The 17,764-nt window shown below is 66.5% G+C and carries 18 protein-coding genes; 6 read left to right on the top strand and 12 right to left on the bottom strand.

Annotated features, from left to right (window positions below; translation table 11 throughout):
* Nucleotides 1-10: 10 nt before the first annotated feature.
* Nucleotides 11-1,417, bottom strand: a complete 1,407-nt coding sequence (locus ACWDR7_RS10370) for a PepSY-associated TM helix domain-containing protein (protein WP_449854817.1) — start codon at nt 1,415-1,417, stop codon at nt 11-13.
* A gap of 61 nt (nt 1,418-1,478) precedes the next feature.
* Here ACWDR7_RS10370 and ACWDR7_RS10365 point away from each other — a divergent pair, with 61 nt between their 5' ends.
* The 6 genes from ACWDR7_RS10365 (at nt 1,479) to ACWDR7_RS10340 (ending at nt 8,039) form a co-directional block, all read left to right on the top strand.
* On the top strand, nt 1,479-2,090 hold the full coding sequence (locus tag ACWDR7_RS10365) for a DUF5134 domain-containing protein (protein WP_179430626.1): 612 nt from the start codon (nt 1,479-1,481) through the stop codon (nt 2,088-2,090).
* Between the two features lie 125 nt (nt 2,091-2,215).
* Nucleotides 2,216-2,599: a BlaI/MecI/CopY family transcriptional regulator gene (locus ACWDR7_RS10360; RefSeq protein WP_179430628.1), complete on the top strand. Its 384-nt coding sequence runs from the start codon at nt 2,216-2,218 to the stop codon at nt 2,597-2,599.
* Between the two features lie 4 nt (nt 2,600-2,603).
* A complete protein-coding gene (locus ACWDR7_RS10355) occupies nt 2,604-3,407 on the top strand; it encodes a M56 family metallopeptidase (RefSeq protein ID WP_449854816.1) in 804 nt (267 codons plus the stop codon).
* Nucleotides 3,408-3,482: 75 nt separating this feature from the next.
* Complete coding sequence (locus ACWDR7_RS10350) at nt 3,483-3,713, top strand: heavy-metal-associated domain-containing protein (protein WP_179430630.1); 231 nt, start codon at nt 3,483-3,485, stop codon at nt 3,711-3,713.
* Between the two features lie 124 nt (nt 3,714-3,837).
* Entirely contained in the window at nt 3,838-5,769 is a 1,932-nt protein-coding gene (locus ACWDR7_RS10345; RefSeq protein ID WP_315900940.1) for a cytochrome c oxidase assembly protein, read from the top strand.
* Nucleotides 5,766-8,039, top strand: coding sequence for a heavy metal translocating P-type ATPase (locus tag ACWDR7_RS10340; RefSeq protein ID WP_179430634.1), 2,274 nt, complete (start codon nt 5,766-5,768; stop codon nt 8,037-8,039). Before ACWDR7_RS10345 ends, ACWDR7_RS10340 begins: the two co-directional genes overlap by 4 nt.
* Before the next feature lie 82 nt (nt 8,040-8,121).
* On the opposite strand, the gene ACWDR7_RS10335 is transcribed toward ACWDR7_RS10340, so the two are convergent.
* From ACWDR7_RS10335 to ACWDR7_RS10285, 11 genes are all read right to left on the bottom strand, one after another.
* The gene (locus ACWDR7_RS10335; RefSeq protein ID WP_315900939.1) at nt 8,122-8,436 is read right to left on the bottom strand and encodes a hypothetical protein; all 315 of its coding nucleotides are present in this window, start codon (nt 8,434-8,436) and stop codon (nt 8,122-8,124) included.
* Between the two features lie 119 nt (nt 8,437-8,555).
* A complete protein-coding gene (locus ACWDR7_RS10330; RefSeq protein WP_115261558.1) occupies nt 8,556-9,458 on the bottom strand; it encodes a cytochrome c oxidase assembly protein in 903 nt (300 codons plus the stop codon).
* 69 nt (nt 9,459-9,527) lie between these two features.
* The gene (gene ccsB, locus ACWDR7_RS10325; RefSeq protein ID WP_155049580.1) at nt 9,528-10,553 is read right to left on the bottom strand and encodes a c-type cytochrome biogenesis protein CcsB; all 1,026 of its coding nucleotides are present in this window, start codon (nt 10,551-10,553) and stop codon (nt 9,528-9,530) included.
* 11 nt (nt 10,554-10,564) lie between these two features.
* A complete protein-coding gene (lnt, locus tag ACWDR7_RS10320; RefSeq protein WP_179430639.1) occupies nt 10,565-12,139 on the bottom strand; it encodes an apolipoprotein N-acyltransferase in 1,575 nt (524 codons plus the stop codon).
* A 3-nt stretch (nt 12,140-12,142) separates the two neighbouring features.
* Nucleotides 12,143-13,081 carry a cytochrome c oxidase assembly protein gene (locus ACWDR7_RS10315; protein WP_179430641.1) on the bottom strand — a complete coding sequence of 313 codons (939 nt, stop codon included), beginning with the start codon at nt 13,079-13,081 and terminating at the stop codon, nt 12,143-12,145.
* An 89-nt stretch (nt 13,082-13,170) separates the two neighbouring features.
* Entirely contained in the window at nt 13,171-14,865 is a 1,695-nt protein-coding gene (resB, locus tag ACWDR7_RS10310; protein WP_179430643.1) for a cytochrome c biogenesis protein ResB, read from the bottom strand.
* Nucleotides 14,846-15,607 carry a cytochrome c biogenesis CcdA family protein gene (locus tag ACWDR7_RS10305; protein ID WP_155049584.1) on the bottom strand — a complete coding sequence of 254 codons (762 nt, stop codon included), beginning with the start codon at nt 15,605-15,607 and terminating at the stop codon, nt 14,846-14,848. The genes resB and ACWDR7_RS10305 overlap by 20 nt, the downstream gene beginning before the upstream one ends.
* Nucleotides 15,604-16,203 carry a TlpA family protein disulfide reductase gene (locus tag ACWDR7_RS10300; protein ID WP_222447201.1) on the bottom strand — a complete coding sequence of 200 codons (600 nt, stop codon included), beginning with the start codon at nt 16,201-16,203 and terminating at the stop codon, nt 15,604-15,606. Before ACWDR7_RS10300 ends, ACWDR7_RS10305 begins: the two co-directional genes overlap by 4 nt.
* Entirely contained in the window at nt 16,200-16,535 is a 336-nt protein-coding gene (locus ACWDR7_RS10295) for a DUF6804 family protein (RefSeq protein WP_179430647.1), read from the bottom strand. Before ACWDR7_RS10295 ends, ACWDR7_RS10300 begins: the two co-directional genes overlap by 4 nt.
* Complete coding sequence (locus tag ACWDR7_RS10290; RefSeq protein WP_155049587.1) at nt 16,532-17,050, bottom strand: signal peptidase II; 519 nt, start codon at nt 17,048-17,050, stop codon at nt 16,532-16,534. Before ACWDR7_RS10290 ends, ACWDR7_RS10295 begins: the two co-directional genes overlap by 4 nt.
* On the bottom strand, nt 17,040-17,762 hold the full coding sequence (locus tag ACWDR7_RS10285) for a copper resistance CopC family protein (protein WP_313480347.1): 723 nt from the start codon (nt 17,760-17,762) through the stop codon (nt 17,040-17,042). The genes ACWDR7_RS10290 and ACWDR7_RS10285 overlap by 11 nt, the downstream gene beginning before the upstream one ends.
* Nucleotides 17,763-17,764 lie beyond the last annotated feature (2 nt).

The raw sequence follows: 17,764 nt of genomic DNA, 5'->3' as shown, positions 1-17,764 counted from the left end.
CTTGAACTCCTCAGTGAACTTCCTGCGATTCGTAGACATCTCTGCCTGTCGTTCCTTCCTGGTAACGACCGTCTACAAGAAGTGTCACACCCCAGACCATCACGACGACGAGCAGCCAGTTCCCCCAGATCGGCAGCTTTGCGCGGGGTGCGGCCATGCCGGATGCGGTGCCGCGTCTGGTCCACCACATGATCGGCGCAGACACGCACATGAACATCACGGCGAGGCAGAACAGGGTCGACAGGATCGTATTGATGACCCCAAGGCGGCGTCCTTCGTGGACGGCGATGCCCTGTGAGACGACCTGCGCGGTGATGCTGTAGTCGTCGTATCCGTAGGTTCCGACGATCTCTCCGCTGTACTGGTCGATGTGGATGGTGCGTTCGAGGCTTACCTCGGATTCGGCGGGGTTGCCGTTGTCGTTCCACTGGCTCGACATGACGCTGAACACGCCTGTCTCGCCGTCGGGGTAGATGATTGAGTACGGCTCGGGGACTCCCTCGGCACGGGCTGCGGCGACGGCGTCGTCGATGGAGATCGGTGTCGTGCCGGTGCTCGTGCTGGTGCCGGTCGGTCCGTTGCCGATGGCCCAGCCGGCTTCGGCGTTGGTGCCGCTGGTGCTTTCGATGAGCTCGTCGATCGTGGATTCCGCCCCCGGGTCCTCGCCCCACAGGGACGAGCCGTTGTCTGAGGCGACCTGCTGTGCGACCGAACCCCATACGCCGGTCCAGGGCAGGCCGGAGACGACGAGCATGAGGATGCCCAGCCCGACGGGCAGGCCCACGATCGCGTGCCATCCGCGAATGCGTGCACCCTTGGCGCGTTTCGCCTGAGCGGCTTTGCGGGGCCGGCGTCCGAGGAAGAAGATGATGAACCCGGTGATGGTGAGCACGATCGCCCAGCTGCCGCCCAATTCGACGATGCGGTCACCGATGCCCTCCTCGCCGATGAGCAGATCGCCGTGGATGCGCTCGGCCCAATCGGAGATCAGCTGATCCGCCGTCAACTCCCCAGTCACCGTCGCCGTGTACGGGTCGACGTAGACGTTCGCATTGACCCCGTCCGCACGTTCGGTGACGAAGACAGTCGCCCGGTCGCCGGTCTGGTCGACGACGGAGAGGATCGGCCGGTCCGGGAACGCATCGCGGACGGCGTCTTCCTGCACGGACAGCTCCTGCCGTTCCGCTGCCTCGAGCACGGTCACCGTGAGCACTCCCGGGTGGGTGAAGGCATCCACTTCCGCGCGGAACATGTAGGTCATGCCGGTCACCGCGAGGACGAACAGCACGGGGATGACGATCAGCGAGCCGTAGAAGTGCCAGCGCCAGAACGCGCCGTACCAGTTCGTCTTGCGTCGTTTCGGTGACGGCGCGGTTCGGGGCGATATGCCTGCGGTGTCGGTCTGGGCGGCGGTCATCGGGAGGCCTCTCGGAGCAGCGGCAAATTATCTCTACATATTGTAGTAGTAAGGTGGGGGTGTGATCGCATCGCCCTGGGACCTCATCCTCACCGTCGTCTTCCTTGTCACCGGCCTCATCTGCCTCGGCGACCTCATCGCACGGCGCATCGGCCGCCCCACGCGCACGGAGGGCTTGGAAGATGAGGAGCTGATCGACATCAACCATGCGGTGATGAGCGCCGCGATGATCCTCATGACCTGGGTCGCGGTGCTGGATGCGGTGACGTGGGCGCAAATCGCTCTGTTCGCGATCTTCGCCCTCGCGCTCCTGCCCGCGCTGACCCGAGCCCACGGGTTCCCGCATCGCGTGGAGCTGGTCGGGCACATCGTGCTGAATGCGGCGATGATCTGGATGCTCGCAGCAATGCCGCTCCTGATGGCCGGGATGGACATGGGCGGCGACGGAGGGTCCGCGCACGCCGGACACCACGGCGGCGGTGATGAGATGGCGCTGATGGCGACTCCCGTATGGGCCGGCGTCGTCAACGCGGCCTTCATCGTCGCCTGCACCGTGAGCGCATTGTGGTGGCTGTATCGCGCGGCCGCAGCCCGAGGGCATCGAATGCACGCGCTGTGTCACGCCCTGATGGCCGCGGGCATGGGGACCATGCTCTGGCTGATGAACCTCTGACCGCCTGTCTCGCCAGCGGTGTGTCGAGGGAGCGGCAGCAGCGCGCGTTGATGTGAGAGTTGCGAGCGTACTCTTCGAAGTCACGAGGATTCGACTCTGGGTAGGCTAAACGGTGGAGGTGTCATATGGCAGGTGAGCGCACGCGTGAACGCGGGGAACTCGAAGGCGAGGTCATGCGCATCCTCTGGGAGGCAGCCGAGCCTATGAGCGCCCGCGATATCCAGGCCGTGTTCACCGGTCACATCCCGGCGTACACGACGTTGATGACGGCCCTGGAGCGGTTGCAGAAGAAGGGTGATGTCGTCCGATCAGGAGACTCCCCACGCAAGGTCCGCTTCCATGCGGCGCGCAGTGGCGACGAGCATGTCGGACGGTCCATGATGAGCGCCCTGGACGGAGCCGGCGACCGGCAGGCAGCACTGTTGCAGTTCGCCGGGCACCTCGCCGAGGAGGACCTCGACCTGCTCCGCAGCGCGATCACCGGCAAGACCTCGCGCAAGCGCAGGTGATCACGTGATCGCCACGGGCTCCTTCCTCGCTGCAGCAGCGCTGATGCTCCTGTTCGCACCGCTCGTGCTGACCGCCGGCAGGTGGCAGGTGCACCATCCGCGCACCGCACTGACGCTGTGGTTCAGCGCCCTCTTCGCCGGCATCGGATGCGCGGTCGCCTCTGCCACGACTGCGCTGATGTGCTGTGTCGAGGCTGTCGAAGTGCACGGCCCCGCCGAAGGCTTGCTCTTGACGATCGCGGGCTGGCTAAGCCTTGGAATATTCGCGGCGGTGATCGTCTTGGTCTCCGCATCCGCGGAGCCCCTCGCCGATTCCTGGCGGGAAGCGGTCGGACGCCTCGCACCTGTCGCGGTGTCCCGTGAGGACTCGGACGGGGTCACCCTCGTCTGGTTCGAGTCTGAGGAGCCTGCCGCATGCGCCGTGCCTTCGGGGGCACCGGAGATCTTCCTCTCCACGGCCCTCAAGGAACTGCTGAGCGGCCCGCAGCTTCGGGCGGTGATCGAGCATGAGCGCGCTCATCTGCGCCAGCACCACGGGTGGGCCGTGCGGATCGCTGAGATCAACGCCCTCTGCCTCCCCAAGCGCTTCCCAGCCGGACGAGCGCTGAAACGAGCCACACTACTGTTGGTCGAACTCATCGCAGACGATGCCGCCGCCCGCCGCGCCGGCGCCGTCCATCTCGCGAACGCCCTCGCGACCATGGGACGCACCACAGGCGATCCCGGTCTCGAACTTCGCGCCGATCGACTCACCCTCCGCCGCTGGAAGACACCCCGCAGTCGCCGCGCCGCCCTCGCACGTGCCTAACCCGTCCCCGCCACCACTCACATCTACGACACAATGTAGAGTTAATGGCGTGGTCCGGCATCAGGAGGAGCAGTCATGGCCGAGTTCGAGTTCTGGGTGAACGGGATGACGTGCGAGCACTGCGAACGCGCCGTCACAGCGGAGCTGACCGCGCTGCCGACCGTTCTCGGCGCCCACGTTGATGCTGTGTCCGGACGCGTCTTGATTACGACATCGGCGCGAGCCGACCGCGCCGATGTCGAACGCGCGGTCGAGGAAGCCGGCTACGCAGTGAGTTCGTGGCCATCCCTGTCGCAGAATGACTGAAACATCTCCCGCTGCAATCGACCCACACAAGACGAAAAGAACGTCTGTCCGGAGTGTTCGGGGCAGCGCCATCACGTCCCTCATCCTGGGGTTCTCTATCCTGGGGATTGCTTTCCCGGTCACGGTGGCCGTGCTGCTTGGGGAGGCACCGTACCGGAAGATCTTCGTCAGCTACCCAGGGGTTGACGTCGCTGTAATCACCACGGTGCTGCTCGTTGCGGCACATGCTGCGAGCCTGGTCAGCGTCGGCGCGATCGTACACCTGTTGTTCCTGCGCGACGCCCCCGCTCAGCGAGCACAGTATCTTTCGCAGGGGTTCGAGATCAGAGTCTTGCGGATCGCATCCGGCGCCTGGGCGCTCTGCGCGGGGGCGCTGGTGATCTTTGAAGCACTCGACGCCAACGGCGCCCCGCTGGAGCGGCTCAGCATCAGCTATGCCCTCCCTTTCTTATGGGACGCCAGCGATGCGCCGAAAGCTTGGACGATCAGCCTCATGGCGGCGCTGATCGTCTTGTTCGCGTCGTACTTCGCGGACCGATGGACAGGGTTGCTCATCCCGCTGTGGGTATCCGCGATCGGAATTCTTGCGCCGGTGGTCACCGGGCAGGTTCTGGTCGGCCCTGACCACGACTTCGGCGGCGATGCCGCGGTCTTCCAGACCGTCGCGGTGTACGCGTTCTTCGGCGCAGTCTGTGTCTCCGGCCTGCGCGTCGCTTCCGGGCGCTTTGTACCCCCGGAAACGCTGCGTCGCCTGTTCCTGCTCGGAATCATCGCGCTGCCGCTGATCATCGTCAGCGATGCGGTTATCGGAGTGTTCAAGCTCGCTGGTTCTCCCATCACCGGTTCGGTGACGGGATGGCTGATTCTGTCCGGTGGTGCGTGCTTGGCTGTCCTCACCGGGGCCATGTCATACGGATGGTGGCAAGCCCGACGCGGCCGAATGCGCGCCGGCGCCCTCACAGTTCTTCTGACCGTGTGCGGTGTGGCGGTGGCCGGGTGGATCGGCACAGGAGTGGCGATGACTCGGCAGCCCCCGCCGCAATACTTCGTGCCGACAAGTATCGGCCAGGTCTTCATGGGCTTCGAGGTGCCCGACGCGCCGACCCTACTGGTGCTGTTCGGACAGTGGCGACCCAACCTCCTCTTCCTCGGCATCGCGGCCGCGGCGATCACCGTCTACCTGGTCGCGGTGCGTACGCTGCACCGTCGTGGAGACACGTGGCCCATCGGACGAACGACCGCCTGGCTGGCCGGATGGGCCGTGGTAATCGTGGCGACCAGTTCCGGGTTCGGGAAGTACTCCGCCCCCGATTTCGGGGTGCACATGATCGTGCACATGTCGTTGAACATGCTCGCCCCCGGACTCCTCGTCCTCGGCGGCGTCGTCACCCTGCTGCTGCGCGCGAGCCGCTCCGACCGGAACAAGCCGGCAGGTCTTCACGACTGGATCACCTGGGTGCTGCAGTGGCGGGTGCTGCGCTTCCTCTACAACCCGCTGATCGTCTTCATCCTCTTCGTCGGCTCATACTATGGCCTGTACTTCACGGGGATCTTCGGCGAGTACATGCGGTTCCATTGGGCGCATCAGCTCATGAACCTGCACTTCCTCATCGTCGGCTACCTCTACTACAGCCTCATCATCGGCGTCGACCGCCCCCCACGACCCCTGCCGCACATCGGCAAACTCGGTTACGTTCTCGCGGCGATGCCGTTCCACGCCTTCTTCGGAGTAATCCTGATGACCACCCCCGAGATCATCGCCGAAGACTTCTACCTGCGACTCGACCTTCCCTGGGCTGACCTGCAGGCGCAGCAGTATCTCGGCGGGGGTGTCGCCTGGGCGGGCGGAGAAATCCCGCTGATGATCGTCATCGTCGCCCTCGCCATCCAATGGAGCCGCCAAGACGCCCGCGAAGCCCGTCGGAAAGACCGCCACCTCGACACCGGACGGGATGATGAATTCGATGCCTACAACCGGATGCTCAACCAGCTCACCGAACGCGAGGCATCTCGTCCCGGCCCGAGACCGGCGACCCAGGAGGAGCCACTACCATGACGATCTCTGACACCAGAGCCAGACGAACGTCGGCTGCGCCTGTCGAACTCGACGTCTCAGGCATGACCTGCGCCGCGTGCGCCGGACGCGTCGAACGGGCCCTGAACAAGCTCGACGGCGTGACCGCGAGCGTCAACTACGCCACCGAACGCGCCATCATCACAGGGCTCCCCGACAGTGAGGTGCCCACGGCGATCCGTCAGGTCGAGAACGCGGGATACGGTGCGCACCTGCGCGACGGCAGCGACGACGCCTGGTCCGCGCGCGCCACCGAGGTGCGGATCTCCTCCCTGCGCCGCCGCCTGGCGGTCTCCGCTCTGCTCACCGTGCCACTGATGGACATCACCATCGTCCTCGCGCTCGTCCCCGGGTGGCGGTTCCCCGGCTGGGAATGGGTCTGCGTGCTGATGGCGCTGCCGATCGTGACCTGGGCTGCGTGGCCGTTTCACCGGGCTACGCTCCGCAACCTCCGTCACGGCGCGGTCAGCATGGACACCCTTGTCTCCCTCGGCATCGCCGCCTCGTTCGGGTGGGCGATACTCACCCTGCTGCTTGGGTTCGGCACCACGGAAGCCGCCGGCTACTGGCTCGGGTTCGGTGTCACCCCCGCAGGCGCGGACTCGATCTATCTCGACGTCGCCGCCGGCATGACGACGTTCCAGCTCGCCGGCCGCTACTTCGAGACCCGCTCCCGCCGTAAGGCCGGAGACGTGCTCGGGGCGCTGAACGCTCTCGCCGCCACCCACGTCCGGGTCGTCCGCGACGGCGTCGAGGCGATTGAGCCCGCCACGGCGCTGCGGATCGGCGACATTTTCGTCGTCCTCCCGGGGGAGATCATCCCCGCCGATGGCACTGTCCGTGCGGGCACAGCCGCGGTCGATGCGAGCATGATGACGGGAGAACCCGTCCCCGTCCCGGTCGGCCCCGGCGCATCGGTGACCGGCGGCACGATCAGCACCGACGGCCGGCTGGAAGTGACCACGACCTCGGTTGGCGCGAACACGCAGCTGGCGCAGATGGCGGCCCTCACCGAACAGGCACAGGCACGTAAAGCGCGCGTGCAGAACCTCGTCGACCGCATCGTCACCTGGTTCGTGCCCGCCGTCATCACCCTCGCGATCATCGTCACTGTCGCCTGGACGCTCACCGGAACCCCGTTCGCGCAGGCATTCGGCATCGGGATCAGCGTCCTCATCATCGCCTGCCCCTGCGCCCTGGGTCTGGCGACCCCCACCGCGCTCATGGTCGGCATCGGCAGGGCCGCGACCCTTGGCATCCTCATCAAAGGCCATGACGCCCTCGAAGCCTCCGGCACCATCACCACCGTTGTCCTCGACAAGACCGGCACCCTGACCACCGGCCGCATGACCGTCGAGACCGCGACCGCCTTCGGAATCCCCGAGCACGAACTCTGGCGCCTCGCCGCGTCCGTCGAGCAGGGCTCCGAGCATGCGATCGCTCGCGCCATCCAGGACGCCGCCCGCGCTCACGTCACCGACCTGCACTCCTTGGAAGACTTCACCGCGCTCCCCGGTCTCGGCGCCACCGCCCGCATTGCCGGCAGCACCCTCCTCATCGGCAACGCCGACCTCCTCCGCGAACACGACATCGACCTCACCCCCGCCGCCACTGCGCTCGCCGACGCCCACGAACAAGGGCACACCGTCGCCCTCGTCGCCCGCGACGGACACCTAATCGGGCTACTGGCCCTGGCCGACACCATCAAACCCGGCGCCGCCGACGCCATCAGTGCGCTGCGCGCGCAGGACCTCACCACCGTTCTCCTCACCGGGGACAGTCCCGCCGCCGGCGCCCGCATCGCCGCCGAGCTCGGCATCGAACGCGTCCACGCCGGTGTCGCCCCCGCCCAGAAGGCCGACGTCGTCCGTGAACTCCAAGCGGCAGGGGAGAAGGTGGCGATGGTCGGCGATGGCATCAACGACGCCGTCGCTCTCGCTACCGCCGACCTCGGCCTCGCGCTCGTCTCCGGGACCGACATCGCCCTCAAGGCCGCCGACATCATCCTCGTCCGCGACGACCTCCACGTCATCCCCGACGCGATCGCGATCTCCCGCAAGACACTCCGCACGATCCGCACCAACCTCGGCTGGGCCTTCGGATACAACATCGCCGCGATCCCCATCGCCGCAGCAGGCCTCCTCAACCCCCTCATCGCCGCGGCCGCGATGTCTTTGTCCTCCGTGCTCGTCGTCTACAACAGCCTCCGCATCCAACGCGTCCGCAGCACCGAGACTGGGTCTGTCCGCTGAACGGGGACTGTCGACGGACTCGAGATCGTCGCGATATACCCGGAGAGATCGGTGCTGTTTCGAAAGTAGGGTCTAGCGGCGCTCAGGCAGTCGTTGCCTCCGCCTTGTCCCCTCGCCGTGCGGTGAGGAACAATCGGACACCGGTGACGATGTAGACGATGAGCAGGACGAACGTCACGGTGCTGGCCCCAATGGCCAGCGGGCACTCGGCTTGGCCGGAGATGAGCTCGCCGACTTTCAGTACGTTCATGCTGGTTCCGAGGACTCCGAGGACCGATATCACGAGTGCGATCGAGAGCCCGCTCGTAGTGTTCTTGAGCGCGATGAGCCCGCAGATCACGATGAGCATTCCGAGGAAGGCGGGGATCAGCGCCGTCCAGCTGATGAAGCCGGTCACGGCGTAGGAGATGATTCCGACGGAAATGAGCAGGCCGCCAAATGTGAGCGTTGTACGGGGCATTTTCCTCCAGAGGTGGGTGCGAGAGCGGGGATGAGGGAGTTGCGACGCGCAGGAAGCTAGCTCTCGTTCCGTCTTCGGGAGAGGCTGGCGAGGTACTCGTTGTAAGAGTCGAGTTCGGCGTCCTCGGCTTTCTGTCGCTGTCTCGAGGTGCGCACGTCGCGGGCTCGCCAGCGGGACAGGCAGACGATGAGCACTACGAACATCGGCAGCTCCGCGTAGGTCCATACCAGCGTGCCGGCGATCGCCTGGTCGATGACGGGGTCATGGCTGCCTGTGGGGGTGGCGTATGCGCTGAACAGCGGCGTGGCGGTACGAAGGAGGATGAGGCCGAAAATGGCGTGGATCTGGATCTCGACTGCGATGTCGATGAATCGTGCGGCGAAGGAGGGTTGGCGCGGTAGCGGATCGGAGGACCATAGCGGTGTTGCCGAGACGATGCCGAGGATGAGGATGACGACGAGCAGGACGTCGTGGCCGAAGGGGATGCGCATGATGACGCTGATCGCGTCGGTCAGGTAGAGGACCGGGTACAGCAGTATCGCAATGACGATGGCGACCACAGGGTGCAGTGCCGCGCTCCAGAATCGTGAGCGCAGTCCCCCGTGTGCAGCACGGAGGACGAGACGCCCGAGGCCGGTGTGCGGTGTGCTGCGCAGGAGCAGCAGCCCGGGTGACCCTGCGATGAGGAGCGGCGGAACGACGGTCAGCAGGGTGATCTGCTGGAACACCAGCGCTGTGATGGATTCCGTTGCGAGACGGTTCACACCGAACATCGTGATAGCGAAGATCAGGACGCACCCGATCAGGAACGATGCTGTGCGGGCGATCGCCCAACGGCGCCCGCGTCGCCACATCCAGATCGCTCCTCGCAGGTACAGCGCCGCGAGCAGCAGGGCGGCGATGGCGACGGGTGAGCCGGTGAGGGGTTCGAACGTGACCCACTGGTCGATCGGCGGCATAGCGGATTTCCCTTCATCGAGGCGATCAAACGTCGGCGACTTCGGCCGCGGTGGTGGTGCCGGAGCGGGTCAGGTGAGGCCGGAGTAGGAGTGCAGGCCGGGGAAGTACACGTTAACGACGGTGAAGTTGAACAGCACGGCGGCGAATCCGATGATGCACAGCCAGGCTGAGCGGTTGCCTCGCCAGCCGCGGGTGGCGCGGGCGTGGATGTACCCGGCGTAGAGCACCCAGATCACGAATGTCCAGACCTCCTTGGTGTCGAAGCCCCAGTAGCGTCCCCAGGAGTCGTTCGCCCAGATCGCTCCGGCGATCAGAGTGAAGGTCCAGAACATGAAGCCGACGATCACGAACCGATAGGCGAGCGTCTCGAGCACCTCGCCGGAGGGCAGGGTACGCAGGAACCCGCCGCGTTGCCCTGCGGATTCAGGGGAAATGCTCGCGCGACGTTCACGGCGGGATTGCAGCAGCTGCGTGACGGAGAGACCGCAAGCGAGGGCGAACAGGGCGGTGGCGAGGGAGGCAACGAAGACGTGAATGACGAGCCAGATGCTCTTGAGCGGGTCCATCAGCGGGACGACCTCGACGTAGAAGCTGAGCGTGGCACCGCCCAACAGCAGCACGATCATGCCCACCAGGAACGCGCCGAGAAATCGCAGGTCATACCGCCGGAGGGCGAGGAGGTAGACGGCGACGATCAGGACCGTCCCAGTGAGCGCGAACTCGTACATGTTCGCCCAGGGAACCCGCTCTGCGGCGATGCCGCGCGCGATGGTCCCGGCGAGCTGGAAGAGGAAGGCGAGCACGGTGAGCGCCGTGCCGATCCTCGCCCACAGCAACCGCGGGCGTTGTGCGGGCGGGACGTGGATGTCGTCCGGCCGCGCCTGTGCGGGCAGAGCCGGAGCATTCGGAGACCCCTGGTCAACGGCGCCGACAAGGGTCGGCGTGCGCTGCTGCTCCAGAGCCGGGTTCGTGCGGGCGGAGCGCTGTGCGAGATCGACCGTGTAAGCGACGAACGCCAGCGCGTAGGTGGCGATGGCTGTCCACACCAGCAGCAGTGAGATGCCATCGAGGGAGAGCGTTTCTGTTCCGGGCATGGTGAGCTCCTTCATACGGACGAGCGATTGCGGATGCGGTGGAGGATCCCGAGCGCGGTCAAGACACCGAGAGCGCCGACCGGGACCAGCACACTGATCCAGGGTCCGAGAATCGTGGCAGGTGTGAGGCCGGTACGCAGGGGGACGGTGGTGATCGCTGCGGAGGCGGTGTCGACGGGAATGGTGGCGACGGTTGTCCCATCGGGGGCGATCACCTGGCTGGTGCCGGTCGTGGAGACGTTGACGATGGCGCGGCCGGTCTCGATCGCGCGCATGCGGGCGAAGGCGAGTTGCTGCAGGTTCTCCGCGGTACCGCGGAAGTCGGCGTTGTTGGTCTGGAAGACGTACAGCTGGGCCCCCTCGCGTGCGCCGTCCCATATGACCTGGTCGTAGATCACATCGAAGCAGATCGCCAACCCGACTCCGACGTCATCGACAGTGACCAGCGGCGGGAGTGTGCCCGGGGTGTACTCGCGTTGGATCAGTCCGACAAGGTCCGGGACGATCATCTCGTATAGCCAGCGATCGGGGACGTACTCCCCGAACGGGACGGGGTTGATCTTGTCGTGCCGCTGGCGTTCATCAGGCTGCGTGGTCCAGAGCAGGGACGAGTTGAACACATCCCCTCCCCGCGCGGTCGCGGCGTTCATCAGTAGCGGGGCGTCGGCTTCGCGGACGATGCGGTCGAGCGTGGCAGCGGTGGCGGTATCGGCGAGGGGATCGTCGTCCACTCCCCCTTCGGGCCAGGCCAGGAGATCCATCGGTTGTCCAAGTAGCGGAGCGGTCGCCTGCGCCTGTGCGGCGAGCACATCACCAGGTTCTCGGGTGTCGAAGTATGCCGCCGGGCCGTTGCCTTGCACCCACCCGACCTCGAACGTGCCCGCGGGCGAGGTCGGGAACTGCGGGGCGAGGAGCAGGAGAGCCATGACAGCGGCGGCCGGAAGGGTGCCGCGCAGGAATCTGAGCCCGCCGGCGCGCGCCCACTGCACGACGCCGGCGCACATCGCGACGAACAGGAAGGAGAGCCCTGTTACGCCCGTCCAGGAGGCGACTTCCGCCATCGGGCTCTCGACGAGCGTCATCCCGATGCGCGCCCAGGGGAACCCGGAGTACGGCCACGAACCGAGAACGACTTCCCTGCCCGCCCACAGGCCGCCAACTAGCAGGGGGATCCCGACCAGCTGCGCTGCACCCCGATGTGGGAGTCGTGCCGCCCACCGGTAGGCGAGGGCGATCAGGACGGCACCGATGCTGAACAGGATCGTCTCCAGACCGGCAAGAGCAATCCACGGAACAGGACCAAGAAACTCTCCCACCCAGATCAGATGGGTGAAGAAGAACACTCCCCCGAAGCCGGCGCCGACCAGCGCTGCCCCGCCGATGCTCCGGCCGACGAGGGTGATCAACGCCAGGGTCACGCCAAGCAGAGCCAGCGGCCACCACCCCACCGGCGGCGAGGCCAGGCTCAGCGCGAGCCCTCCGATGAGCGCGGCGGGAATCGCTGCCCAGAGCGGCAGCCCGCTCGACGAGGAAGAGACGTCGGCGGTGGGCACGGCACCGGCCGCGGGTGTCAGGGACAGTTGCATCGGTCAGGTGTCCTTCTTGCGGAGGGCATCGAGGTAGGCGTTGTAGGCGTCGAGCTCGGGATCGCCATGGGTATCGGCGTACGTGTCGGCCTTGGCGGCACGGGTGGTGTCGTCACGGAACCACCGGTGCATGACGTAGAGGAGCATCACCACGGTGGGTCCTTCCCCGTAGGACCAGGCCAAGCCTCCGGCGAGCCACTGATCGTCCAGCGGGTCGATGCCCATCGACCTCGTGGGGCCGGCGAAGTGCTCGACGAATAGCGTCGGGCTCATCATCAGGAACACGCCGAAGAAGGCGTGGAGGGCTGCTTCGGCGAACAGGTCCATCGCTCGGCCGGGGTACGTCATCCGCACGGGGAGCGGGTCGTGGGACAGGATCGGGATGGTGAACAGCACGCCGGCTGCGAGGAACGCGATCTCCAGCAGCGGATGCCCGCCCGGGGTCTGCAGGATCGGGTCGGCGAGACCTCCGAGGTAGAGGCCGTAGAACGATATCAGGAACAGCGGCATCGCGACCCAGGGGCTCAGTGCCCATCGTGCGATGCGACTGCGCAGCCCGGCCAGAGCGAGACGGAGGATCACTCGCCCGAACCCGCGATGCGGGGTGGCGCGCAGCAGCAGAGTGCCCGGAGAGCCGAGCACGAGCAGCGGCGGGATGGCCATTAGCAGGGTGAGCTGCTGGAACATGAAGACCGAGAACAGCAGGTACCCGTACCCCTCCACCGCCAGGCCGGTCACGGCGACCAGGACGATGCATCCGAGGAGGAAACACACCGTCCGGGTCACCGACCATCCTCGTCGCTGCCGCCAGAGCCGGATGGCACCGGCCAAGTACAGCACGGCCATGAGCAGGCCGAGCGCCGGCAGCACCGGAGCCGGCGGCAGGATTGGCGTGAGAAACGCCCCCAGCGTCGGCGGTGTGTCGGGAATCCAGTCGTTCATGGTGTGTGATCGGTCGGGGGGGGTTCAGGAGTCGATCTCGACGCGGGAGCGGTCGGTGGCTGGGAGTGTCGTGCCGTCAACGGGGCATCTCATCGGTTCTCTCCCGTCTTCGGGGATGAGTCGGAGGTGCCCGTGAGCGCCGCCGTGTGGGCGTCGGCGATGTCGACGACGGCTTTGCGGAGGGTGGGGTCTTCGCCGCGGGCCAGTCCCGCGTACTCGAGGCGGACACCGTCGTCGGTCGGGTGTGCTTTGATCCAGATGCGGCGTCGGGGCACGAAGAGCCCGGCGAAGAGGCCGAGCATCGCGAAGATTGAGAAGGCCAGCACCCATCCGGCGGTCGGGTCGCGCTGGATCTGCAGCGACGCGAATCGCTTGACCGGGTCCTCAGGCGACGCGATCTCCCAGGTGACGGTGCCCCACCCGTTCGGCAGGTCGGCGGTCTCCCCCGGGGTCAGCTCGATGGAGTCCACTCCCGTCGTGCCACCGGTGAGCTGGGTGAGCCCGCCGGTTTCGAGAGTGTATACCGATCGCGGAGTGCCATCGTCGATACCGAGATCGCCGCTGTACACGTTGAAGGTGAGCAGCGGGTTGATGACGTCGCCGTAGATGGAGGTGTAAGCGCCGGAGTCCAGCACACCTGCAGTGGGATAGAAGAACCCCGTCAGACCGACCTGCTCGGGCAGCCCGTCGGGGATCTTGATGATCCCAAGGGAGGTCATGTTCGAGTCCTGCGGGAGGAACGGCTGCGACTCGGTGTACACAAGTTCTCCGGCCGCATCGCGTACGGTGATCGTGGGGGCGTAGCCATTGCCCAGCAGATGGATGCGGTCGCCGGCGACGGAGATGGGATAGTTCACGATCACACTCTCGGCCCGGTCCTGCTCACCGGGGATGCGGACTGTGACGTCGGCGGAGAAGTCTCCCGCCTGCCCAGCCCCCGGCGTGCCAGGCGGCTGATATGTGACCTGGAACTCGTCAAGGGTGAGCGAGTACGGGGCGAGGCCGGTGCCGTCGATGAACCGGCCGGCATCGAACGAGGAGTAGTCGCTGAGAGCGTTGACGAAGGTGGTGCCCTCGACGACGACACGCTGGCCTGTGTAGGAGAAGCCGCCTCCGAGACCGACGGAGACGAGCACGCCGATCAGCGCGGTGTGGAAGACGAGGTTGCCGGTCTCGCGCAGGTATCCGCGCTCGGCGGACACAGAGAGCGTCCCGCGGCCGTCGTAGCGGTGCACCCGATAGCCGGTGCGCCGCAGCTGCCTCTCAGCGGCATCGACCGCCTCGCGTGCCCGTTCCGCAGGATCGGTGGCCGAAACTGTGCGCTCGTCATAGTCGGCGAGCCGGGACAGGCGCGCCGGCGTGCGGGGAGGCTGGGATCGGAGGGCCTTGTAGTGGTGTTTCGTGCGCGGGGTTACGCATCCGATCAGCGACGTGAACAGCAGCAGGTAGATCGCCGAGAACCATGGCGACAGGTACACGTCGAACAGCCCTATGGCATCCACGATCGGATAGGCCTCGGGGTTCTCGCGCTGCCACTGGATCACCCCGTTGGGGTCAGCGCTGCGCTGCGGGAACAGCGATCCGGGCACGGCGGCGATCGCCAGCAGCAGCAACAACACCAGGGCGGTGCGCATGCTGGTCAGCTGACGCCACGCCCATCTCGCCCACCCCATGATCCCTAACGTCGGCTGGGCGATGGCAGAGTCGTTGCCGTCGGCGTGGTCGTCGGGTCGCAGGGGGTCGACGGGCGCGTCGGTGATGGTCTCAGAGCGGGAGGGGGACATTGATCACCACCTGCTGGAGGGCGGACATCATGACAGTCCACAGCCCGGTCACCATCAGGATGCCGAGGAGGACGAGCATTCCCCCGCCGACGATGTTCAGGGTGCGGATGTGGCGGCGCAGGAATGCGACCGACCGGGATGCCCATCCCCATCCGAGAGCGAGCGCGAGGAAAGGCAGGCCGAGCCCGAGCGAGTAGGCCAGGCCCAGGAGGCCCGCCCGAGCTGGGTCGCCGAGGTTCCAGGAGACCGACAGGATCGCGGCGAGCGTCGGGCCGATGCACGGTGTCCACCCGACGCCGAGGGCGAACCCGAGCAGCGGTGCGCCGAGCAGCCCAGCACGGGTCTGCAGGCGTGGGCGGAGGGTGCGCTGCGCGATCCCGAAGAACCCGATGAATACCAGGCCGAGGATGATCACTACGACACCGAACACACGGGTCAGGACGTTCGCATATTGCAGCAGCAACAACCCGAACGTCCCGCCCAGGATCGTCACGGTAACGAACACGACAGTGAACCCGGCTATGAACAGGAACACGCCCAGCAGCAGCCGCATGCGCTCCGCCGTCGCCGCGCCGGTCGACCCGCGTGCGGCGGTGCCGCTCGAGGTGCCGCCGAGGTACCCGAGGTATCCGGGCACCAGAGGCAGCACGCACGGGGAGACGAAGGAGATCAGGCCCGCAAGGGTCGCGATCGGGACCGCGACCCACAGGGCGCCGTCTGCGACGAGATCTCCCGGGTTCATGGTGATTCCCCAAGGACGTCGCGGACGAGGGTGGACAGGATGGATGCGCTCTGCAGCTGCCCGATGATCCGCGCAGCGACCCGCCCCTCCCGGTCGACCACGAGCGTCGTCGGAGTCGCCTGGATCGGGGTGACCTGCGCGAACGCCAACTTGACCTTGCCGTCATTGACGTCGATCACGCTGGGGTAGGTGACGTTGTTGTCCCTGGCGAAGGAGAGCGCTGTGGCGGGCTGGTCGTAGGTGTTCACGCCAAGGAAGGACACGCCCTGGTCCTGGTACTCCTGCCACACCTCCTCCAGCATCGGCGCTTCGACGATGCACGGTCCGCAGGCGGCGTACCAGAAGTTCACGACCAGCACCTCGCCTCGGTAGTCGTCGCCGGAGACTGTCTCCCCGGTCTCGGTGACACCCTCGAAGGCCACCGGGTCGCCCCGCTCTCCCGCTGCGATCTCCTGCACCTGGAAGTCCCCAGAGATGTACCCCTTCTCATCCCCCTCCTGGTACTGCTGCGCCAGGGAGTCGCTCGCGGCGCACCCCGTCAGAGCGATGGCACCCAGGAGTACCGCGACGACAGCGACCATGATCCGGCAGGTCATGGTCGACGCACCTTGATCAGTGCCCCCGCGACCAGAAAAACGATGGCCGCAGCCGGCTGCGCCGCCGCCCAGACCGGACCTGTGAACGGGAAGGGCACGACCGGGTTCCACAGCACGAGGACCGCGACGAACACAGGAATCCACCACCATTGGCGTGCCTGCCCGGCAAACCAGGCCACGATCGCTGCGAGGATCGCTGTCACGAACAGCACCACCTGGAACAGACCGCCGTTCGTCCACAGCGGAGCGGTGAACAGCACGGCCGCACCCAACAGTCCCGGTGCCAGAGCATTGCGCTGGAAGGTGGACGGGGTGCGTTGCTTCGCGCTCATGCGGCACCTGCTTCCACTCGTGCCGAGCGAGCCGGCTCGACCGTGCGCCGTCGGGTCCAGGTCACCCCGAGAAGGAGGACGACGCCGATACCGAGGGCGATGTCGGCGAGGTTCCCGATGAACAGGTTCCCGTAGGCGAGGAAGTCGGTCACATGCCCGACGCCGAACCCGGGTGGTGAGAACAGCCGGTCGATCAAGTTCCCTAGTGCGCCGCCCAGGATGAACCCGAACGCCACCGCGAACTCTGCCGTGCGTGCACGGCTCGCCGCGAGAAACACCCAGACCACCGCTCCGACTCCGACCAGGGTGATCACGCCAGTAAACCCGGACCCGAGGGAGAGGATCGCACCCGGATTGAACGCGAGCTGGAGGCCGAACAGGTCACCCAGGAGCGGGATACGAGTCTCCTCGCTCAGCGTCGCGAGAGCAGCCGCCTTCGTGGCCTGATCGATCACCACGATCCCCGCCGCCACAAGGGCAGTCACCGCGAGATATCGCGCCCGGTTAGGACTCATCAGTGTTCTCCTTTCCCTGCTGTGCCGCACGATCACGACGGCGCCGGTTACGACCGGCCATGACCATCAGCAGTGCTGAGCTGCCCAGGAGGGCAACTCCCCCGGTGATGACCAGAATGGGGAGGGCCGCGAGATCCGCGCTCGGTTGGCTGTGGATGTCTCCGTTCCCGGACGCAGCACTCGGCGTCGCGGTCTCCGTACCCTCCTCCGATGGAGAAGGGCTACTCACCGGCGTGGGACTACTCGTGGGGGTGGGGCTGCTCGTCAGCGTCCCCGTCGGCTCCACCATGAACGTGTACTCGTCGCTGATCGGATGCCCGTCGCTGGACACCACCCGCCACCTCACCGTGACCTCGCCGACGACCGACCCGTCGGACAGGTCCTGTGTGACCGTCGCCTCGAGGACCTCGGGGGCGCCGTTGGCGAGGTTGCTGCCATCTTCCGCGAGGACCTCGATCACCGTCGCACCCTCAAGCCCCTGCGGCTCACCTGTGAAAGTGAGGGAGATCTCCGCCGGGACACCAGGTGTGGTTGCGGAGGCTTCGGGGTAGGTGGAGAGCAGTTCGTCGTGAGCGGCGGCGGGACTCGCCGTGCCGAACACGGTTCCGCCGATGATCAGCAGGGCAGACAAGCTAGCAAACGCGGCGAAGCCACGGCCGCGCCTATCCGACGTTCGAGAGGTCGAAAGCCCTCGACGGTGGATGGATCTCATGG

The organism is Microbacterium sp. NPDC003461 (assembly GCF_053588335.1).
The sequence above is the reverse complement of the archived record's forward strand: the minus strand, read 5'-3'. Positions and strand labels throughout refer to the sequence as shown.